The sequence below is a fragment of the Mesorhizobium sp. M3A.F.Ca.ET.175.01.1.1 genome (assembly GCF_004791945.1).
Taxonomy (GTDB): Bacteria; Pseudomonadota; Alphaproteobacteria; order Rhizobiales; family Rhizobiaceae; genus Mesorhizobium.
The window spans coordinates 1-380 of record NZ_SRTP01000121.1 but is presented as its reverse complement, the minus strand read 5'-3'; the positions used below and the strand labels follow the sequence as shown (position 1 = coordinate 380).

The following is a 380-nucleotide window of genomic DNA, read 5'->3' as shown; positions in this document are numbered from 1 at the left end:
CTGGCCGAGCACCGGCAGCCGGCCAACGACAAGCAGCCGGGAAATGACGCAGCTGCCAGTGACAAGCCGGCCAGTGACAAGCGGGGAAATGAGAGGCCGGGAAGTGAGAGGACCCTGTCGATCCTCGAGCGCAGCGCCTTTCGCGAGATCGGCGAGCGGCTGCGCAAGGACAGTTCCGGCCCGGCCGAGCCGCAAACCAGCGACAGTGCCGGGGCAGAAAGGCGACCTGATGCGGCTTCAGCGGCCGACAAGCCTGGTCTCGCGGCCGAACAACCGAAGGCCGATGAGAGGAAGGCCGACGAATCTGATCTGACGGCGCCTCGCGCGACCTCGCATGGGCCTGTCGTGCAGGAGGATGACGAAACCTTTGAAACGGCGGA

1 protein-coding gene is annotated in these 380 nt (G+C 66.1%); it reads left to right on the top strand.

The genetic code is table 11. The annotated features are described in order from the left end of the window. Window positions 1-380: hypothetical protein (locus EN818_RS31010; RefSeq protein WP_135906632.1), on the top strand; the 380-nt coding region annotated here is incomplete at both ends.